Origin of the sequence: Pedobacter sp. ASV12 (genome assembly GCF_016429155.1) — a bacterium.
Lineage (GTDB): Bacteria > Bacteroidota > Bacteroidia > Sphingobacteriales > Sphingobacteriaceae > Pedobacter.
Genome location: NZ_JAELUC010000010.1, coordinates 60325 through 67754, shown reverse-complemented (window position 1 = coordinate 67754; position 7430 = coordinate 60325). Strand labels below are relative to the sequence as shown.

General features: G+C 43.1%; 7 protein-coding genes. 5 read left to right on the top strand and 2 right to left on the bottom strand.

Annotated features, from left to right (window positions below; genetic code table 11):
• Nucleotides 1–473 (top strand): alpha/beta hydrolase (locus tag JHD69_RS04990; protein ID WP_255530396.1); only part of this gene is annotated, 473 nt, incomplete at its 5' end.
• Between the two features lies 1 nt (nt 474).
• Here the strand turns inward: JHD69_RS04990 and JHD69_RS04985 are convergent.
• Nucleotides 475–1758, bottom strand: a complete 1284-nt coding sequence (locus tag JHD69_RS04985) for a DNA recombination protein RmuC (RefSeq protein WP_199137948.1) — start codon at nt 1756–1758, stop codon at nt 475–477.
• Between the two features lie 121 nt (nt 1759–1879).
• Between JHD69_RS04985 and JHD69_RS04980 the strand changes: the two genes are divergently transcribed.
• Nucleotides 1880–2494, top strand: coding sequence for a hypothetical protein (locus tag JHD69_RS04980; protein ID WP_199137946.1), 615 nt, complete (start codon nt 1880–1882; stop codon nt 2492–2494).
• Between the two features lie 86 nt (nt 2495–2580).
• Here JHD69_RS04980 and JHD69_RS04975 read toward each other — a convergent pair whose 3' ends face one another.
• On the bottom strand, nt 2581–3723 hold the full coding sequence (locus JHD69_RS04975; protein ID WP_199137944.1) for an NAD(P)/FAD-dependent oxidoreductase: 1143 nt from the start codon (nt 3721–3723) through the stop codon (nt 2581–2583).
• An 82-nt stretch (nt 3724–3805) separates the two neighbouring features.
• On the opposite strand from JHD69_RS04975, the gene JHD69_RS04970 reads away from it, so the two are divergent.
• The 3 genes from JHD69_RS04970 (at nt 3806) to JHD69_RS04960 (ending at nt 7430) form a co-directional block, all read left to right on the top strand.
• On the top strand, nt 3806–4501 hold the full coding sequence (locus JHD69_RS04970) for a zinc metallopeptidase (RefSeq protein ID WP_199137942.1): 696 nt from the start codon (nt 3806–3808) through the stop codon (nt 4499–4501).
• A 159-nt stretch (nt 4502–4660) separates the two neighbouring features.
• Nucleotides 4661–4954, top strand: coding sequence for a hypothetical protein (locus JHD69_RS04965; RefSeq protein ID WP_199137940.1), 294 nt, complete (start codon nt 4661–4663; stop codon nt 4952–4954).
• Between the two features lie 4 nt (nt 4955–4958).
• The gene (locus tag JHD69_RS04960) at nt 4959–7430 is read left to right on the top strand and encodes an Hsp70 family protein (protein ID WP_199137938.1); all 2472 of its coding nucleotides are present in this window, start codon (nt 4959–4961) and stop codon (nt 7428–7430) included.

Here is a 7430-nt window from a genome sequence, read left to right as displayed (position 1 = left end):
CCCCCCCCCCCCCCCCCCCCCCCCCCCCCCCCCCCCCCCCCCCCCCCCCCCCTTTTTTAGATGTGTATAAGAGACAGCTGCAGCCCTTTATCGAAAAAAGGTATCGCGTAGGTAATAAAACCCTCATTGGCCAATCGCTGGGCGGTTTGTTGGCTACCGAAATTTTCTTAAAAAAAACCGATTTATTCGATAATTACCTTATTGTAAGCCCGAGTTTATGGTGGGATAAAGAATCGCTGTTAAACCAGGCGCCTGGTTTATTGGCTAAGCAGGTTGATGGCAAACAGCTGTATCTGGCTGTGGGCAACGAGCATAAACAAATGGTAGCCGAAGCCGAAAAATTTGGAAATTTGCTTAAGGACGCAAAGGTCCACTCAAAGTTCGAATACCTAGAAAAGGAAGACCATTTAACCATTTTACACCATGCGGTTTACAATGGTTTACAAGTTTTATTTCCCCAAAAAACCAATTAACTTAATGGTCTGTTGTAGGATCATTACCTAAAAACCTGGGATCGATTTGTTTGCCAGATTTGGTTTTGGCACCTAGTTTCTTGATTTTTTCGGCTTTACCAATCAGGTTGCCACTGCCATATTGCAGTTTTTTAAAGGCATCTTCATGAGCCTTTTGGGTCAGGTCTATATGTTTGCCTATTTTTTCCATATCGGCCAAAAAGCCAACAAATTTATCGTAAAGCGCACCGGCTTCTTCGGCAATTTCAAAAACGTTTTTGTTTTGGCGGTCTACTTTCCAAATGCTGGCTATGGTGCGTAAAGTTGCCAACAGCGTGGTCGGACTTACAATGACCACTTTTCGGTCCCAGGCATAATTGAACAATTCGGTATCGGCTTGTAGGGTCACGCTAAACGACGATTCGATCGGCATAAAGAGCAATACAAAATCAGGAGAATTGATTTGATAAAGGTTTTGGTAGTTTTTGCCGGCCAATCCATCAATATGGTTTTTGATAGAAAGCAGGTGCCGCTTAAGGCTGATTAATTTTTCTTCTTCGCTTTCGGCATTCACTAAACGCTCGTAGGCAACCAACGAAATTTTAGCGTCTACAATCAAATGTTTTTCGTCGGGCAGGTCAATGACCACATCGGGTTGCAAACGCGCGCCTTCGGCGCTATTTAGGCTTGCCTGGATGCGGTATTCCCTATCCTTGATGAGACCCGAACGTTCCAAGATCCTTTCGAGGATAACCTCGCCCCAGTTACCCTGTCTTTTATTGTCGCCTTTAAGGGCCCTGGTTAGGTTGTTGGCATCGCTTTGGATCTGTTTGCTCTGATCCATCAGCTGAAAAATAACGCCTTTTAAATGGTTTCGTTCGGCCGCTTCGGCTTGGTAAACCTTATCTACTTTTTCTTCGAAGGATTTGATATTGGCTTTGAGCGGATTTAAAATGGTATCGAGGTTGCTTTGGTTCTGTGCAGTGAACTTGGCTGTTTTTTCGTCGAGGATTTTATTGGCCAGGTTGGCAAATTCCAAGCTGAATTTTTGTTGCAGCTCTTCCAGGTTTTTGCCTTGTTCGGCCAGTTTATCGCGGTAAGAATGAGCTAAGGCTTCGGCTTTGATAAAGTTGGCTTTTTCTTCGCTGAGGCGCTCGCGCAAGTCGTTGTTTTCATCTTGCAGGCGCTGGTTCTCCGTCTTGAAAAAATTTAAGGTTTCGTTGGCTTGTGTATTCGGTTTTTTAAATAAAATAATCAATAATACGATTAGAATTACGACCAATAAAGCTATACCTACAAGTTCCATTTTGCTAATATTTTTATCAAAAATAAAAAAATAAAAATAATTTTGCTAATGGATTACTATCTGATAATTACTTAACTATTGACAGATTTGCTTTGTATATTAGTCCATAAAAATCAACGCGATGAGATTGATATTTGGTTTATGTATTTTGATATTGGTTTCGTCTGCTGTTTTTGCGCAAAGACGGAAGGAGCCACCACCTGTAGGTGAAACCCCATTGTCGGCAAAATACATATTTGGCAAAAAATATAACCTGAGTTTTTCAAAACGTTTGTTGAAATATCCATTCAATAAGGCTACTCAAATCCAATTGGTTTCATTTAACGGAAATGGCGGTCAGAGGCAACCCCAAGACAAGATTAAGGAGGATATGCCACAAATGTGGATGAATATTTGTACCAAGCCATTTCAAGAGCGAAAAACACTAACGCTTACGCAAATAGATAGGTTATCAGCTATTATATATAATTATGGTTATATCAAAGCACCAGAAATTGTAGAGCTAACTAAGTGCTATGAACCTAGAAACGGTATTCTCTTTTTAGATGTTAATGGTAAGGTATTCGAATTTATAGAAATCTGCTTCAGTTGCCGACATAATATACTGAGTTGGGAAAAAATGGGAAATGAAGATTTTGAAAGGCCTAAATTCGATCTTATTAAAAATTTCTTTACATCGGTGGGTATTGAATATGGAATTACTAAAAAGTTCGATAACCAAATGATCGACAATTGATGGCTGTTAATCTTTTTAAGCACCAAATGCATAGCGTTCAGACCTCAAGAAAATTAATGGGATAAATCCGTGGCTATCCAAATAGATTAAAGACTTTGCAACACCAGGGCAGCAGCCTCCTGTCCGGTTTGGGTACCTATGGCAATGCCCATCCCGTTGCAGCGCACCGCGCAAAATACATTGGGTTTTACTTCTTCAATAATAGGCGATAGCTCCGGGCCAAAAGCCATAATGCCACTCCATTTGTATTCGAGTTCGAAAGGGGTATCGGGTAAGATAACTTCTTTGAGCAGCTGCTCTAGAGCTTCTTGAACCAAAGGCGTTTCTCCAAAATCGGTAGTTTCTTCAGCTTTGAAATCAAGGTTACGCCCACCGCCCAGCAATACCCTGTTGGCGATGTTTCTGAAGTAGTAAAAGCCCTTATCATAATGGAAGGTTCCTTTAAACTTCAGGTTCGGAATAGGCTGGGTTACTACAACCTGCCCGCGGCCGGGTACCAAGGCTAAATCTGGCCAAAGCGCCTTGGCAAAGGCATTGGTACACAACAGCACTTTTTTGCTTTTAAATTGGCCTTGATTGGTTTGGAGCACGACATGGCTGGCTTCATGTTCAATCGAGTTGACGGCGCAATTGTTCAGCACCGATATGCCCAAGGAACTGGCTAGGGCCAACAGAGATTTCATCATCATGCCTGGATTAAGTTGCCCCTCGAGCTTGTTTTCGATCAATAGGCTTACATCTTTCAAACCAAATGTGCCAATTTTACCATTGTTAAGGCCAAATACGTCACTTTCTAGGACAATATCTTTAATTAAAGCATTAAAATGGCTTATTTTTGATACACAATTGTTGGCCAATTCTTGTTGACTGGGCACAAATAATTCGTAACCCCCAAAGTTGTAAAAATCAAGGCTTTTGTTGCCCAACAATTTACGCAGTTTCAAGAGGCCTTGCCACCGCTTGGCAATGAGTTGGTACAGGCCATCGGTACCACTAAGCTTTTCTTGTTCAATGAGCTCAGAAATGCTTCCGAAGCAGGCAAAACCAGCATTTTTGGTGCTGGCTCCACTAGGTAAAAAACCGCGTTCCAATACCAGTACACTAAGCCCAGGTTGCGCGGTTTTTATGGCAATGGCAGCATTTAAACCTACTATGCCACTGCCTATTATCACGATATCGGCATGGAAGAAATTTTGCTGTTCCCAGTATGATAAGCCCTGCTGCATCATTAAATGTAATGTAAATTTTTCATGATGCTTAAATATGGGAACGCTTTTTGTTTTAAGCAAGCCGAAACATACATATAGCGATATGGGAACCTATTTAATTTTAATCATCCCGGTACTGTTATTGAGCATGTTTGTGCAGTGGCGATTTAGGAATAAATTTTCAAAATATGCCGAGATGCAACTCAATTCGGGTTTATCGGGAAAAGAAGTGGCTGAGAAGATGTTGGCAGATAACGGCATCTACAATGTGAAAGTGATGAGTTTGGAGGGACAGTTAACAGACCATTATAATCCTGCAAGTTATACCGTAAATTTAAGCACCGACGTTTATTACGGACGGAGCGTAGCCGCCGCTGCTGTGGCGGCCCACGAGTGCGGACATGCGGTACAACATGCCAAATCATACCACTGGCTACAGTTGCGCTCCAATATGGTGCCTGTAGTGAGTATTTCATCAAACCTTTTGCAATGGGTATTATTGATCGGCGTTTTGCTGATTGGTTTTACCGGAAATCCGATTGTACTGGGTATAGGGGTAGCCGGATTGGCTATTGTAACGCTGTTTAGCATTATTACCCTACCTGTAGAATTTGATGCCAGCAATAGGGCGTTGGTGTGGCTAAAAAACAACAGCAGCGTTATGTACACCGACGAGGAAAACGTACAGGCAAAAGATGCACTTTGGTGGGCGGCCATGACCTATGTGGTTGCGGCTCTAGGTGCCCTTGCCAATCTTTTGTACTACGCATCGATGCTGTTTGGCAGAAGCAGGGAATAGCATTCAAGCACAATGAAACTGAAGAAGGACGGCAAATGGCCGTCTTTTTTTTGCGCCTTCTTTTTTAAATTGATGAACAAAAGATCGATTTTTGGCTAACAATTTGTCGGCAAGAATCTATCTTAGTCATCAATCTACACCAACGAAACAAAAAAGAGCATGCAGCATATCATTAACCAGGTATTTGAAATAGAAAACAAGATCAAGGAAACCGACAAAGCGCTGTTTACGCGTAATTTTGAGCGGCTGTACCACGAGTTTGAACAGGAGGGCTTCATGGTCATCAATCCGTTGGGGCAGCGCTACGATGAAAGAGATGTAGCTATAGAGGCCAATATTCTCAACGAAAACGGAAGCGACCTCAAAATAACCAAGGTGCTTAAACCAACCATCTATAAACAGGAAGGAACGCACAGGGCATTGGTTCAGAAGGCGGTTGTAATTGTAGAATAAGGCTATGGAAAACATCAATTTTGGCATTGACTTGGGAACAACCAATTCGGGAATCGGAAAATTCGAGTCGGGCAAGGTAAATATCTATAAAAACCCGGTCGGATTTAGGGAAGTGCTGCCTTCGGTAGTTGCCTATAGAAACGGAAGGATTTTGGTGGGAGACAAGGCCAGAGAGCTGACCACTATGCAGCCCGAACATGTTTTTTCGAGCTTTAAACGAAAAATGGGCAGCGAGCACAACTATTTTGTTTCGGCCATTAATGAGCATAAAACAGCAATCGATTTTTCGGTACTGGTACTGAAAGAACTGCTCAGCTTTGCAGGTACGCCAAAACCAACGGCTGCGGTTATTACCATACCTGCGTCTTTCGGAACGGTACAATCCAACGCCACCAAAACGGCGGGCTACCAGGCAGGCCTGGAAGAAGTGGTGTTGCTGCAAGAACCCATAGCAGCCTGTTTGGCCTATGCCAATACCCAAAACCTATCGCTTGATCAGGAAAAAAAATGGCTGGTGTACGATTTTGGTGGCGGTACCTTTGATGTGGCCCTGGTTAGGATAAACCATCGCGAACTAAGGGTGCTGGATCATGAAGGAAACAACTTTTTAGGAGGCCTTGATATAGACAACCTCATGCTCGAGCATTTATTTTGCCCAGTACTGGAGCAGAAAATGGGTATTACAAATTTGTGGAAACAGATGGTGGGTGCCGATGCGCCTTATTACAAGCTGTTTGTAGAACTACTTTACAAAGCCGAAGAAGCCAAGAAGGAACTATCGCTAAAAGAAGAGGTTTTTGTGGAGCTCGATAGACCTGACGGTTTCATCGAATTTTCGATTAGCCGCCAGGCATTCAACCAGCTGATCAAACAAAAAGTAGAAGAAACAATTAAGCTTACCAAAAGCCTGTTGGCAAAGAACCAAATTGAAGACGGCGCCATAGAACGTATTGTTTTAGTAGGTGGCACGACCTACATTCCCTATGTAAGGGAAACCCTGCAGCAGCAGTTCAACACCCTTGTCGATTCGAGCATCGATCCCTCTACGGCCATTATGGTGGGCGCCAGCTATTATGCGGGCACTAAAAACAGACAGCCAAAGGAAATCAAGACCGAAAGCCCAACAGCAGCTCCGGCCGTTCCAGCCCAAGAAATAAAGCTGGTTTACGAAGTGAACTCGCAAGACGCGGAAGAACTCGTTACCGGTGTGCTGGCCAACAACTTTTCGGGATACTACCGGCTAACCCGCACCGACGGCGGATTTGATACCGGACTGATTGCCTTTCATTCTAAATTCAACGAGTTTGTTAAACTGGTTCCCAAAGCCATCAATCAGTTTCAGTTGAGGGTTTTTGATAAATACCAGCAAATGGTGTTGGAAAAAAACGATATCAGCATAAACCATGGTCTTTACAATATTTCGGGCCAGCCTTTGCCTAACGATATCTGCCTCGAAATAGATGATACCATTGGAACAACTTACCTCGAGCGCATCTTCAAAAAGAACGACACCTTGCCTCTTTCCAAAAAAATATATAAAACCGCGTCTAAAACGATCATGAAGGGATCGGGCGAGCAATTGGTGATCAACGTGGTTGAGGGTTTGGCCACGGCATCGCCAGCTAGCAACGTATGTATCGGCTATATCGAAATCTCTTCGGAAGAGTTGCCGACCAACCTGCTCAAAGGCACAGACATCGAAATCAATTTTAAGGTCAGCGAATCGAGAGACCTGATCATTGATATTTTTATTAGCTCCATTGGCCTCGAAATCAATCAGGTTTTCAATGCCACAAGCAGGCAGGTTTCGGTACGTAAAATTCAGGCCGAACTGGAAAATGCCCTGCAAAAAATAGAACGTGATGGGCCAGACCTGATCGATACCGATTCGATGGCCCAAATGCTCGAAGAGCTGCGTATCACCATTATCGAATTGTTGGAGGAGCTGATCCACCTGGAAGACGACTTTATAACCGATAAGATCTATAACTTGGATGAGCGCAAAATCAAATTGCTGCAACAGGTAGACAGCTTGCTCAGAAACAAGGAGCTTTATGTGGAAATAGAGGAATACCAGAGCTTGAAGGCTTATATCAGAGAGCACCTGTTGTTGAAACCAGATTTAAAAATAGACCAGGTTTTTCAAACAGCCATTAAAAACGAAGCTCAGTTTTTAAACTCCGGACAGCTTTCGCTGATCAAGGCCAAAATCAGGGATTTGCATCGCTTGGTCAGGGAAATATACTACCAAAACGACGATTCCTACATCGAGCTGTTTTATCAGTATGCCTATATCGATGCAGACAACTACCAAGATCCAAACAAGCTGAAGGTGCTTATTGAAAGAGGCCAAACCGCTTGTACCAAGAAAGATTATGCCGAAGTAAAAGCCATTATTTTGCAAATGTATAACCTGTTGAAGGTCAAACCCGAAGATTCGCTCAAAGACCAGAATGGCACGCTTGGCCTTAAATAG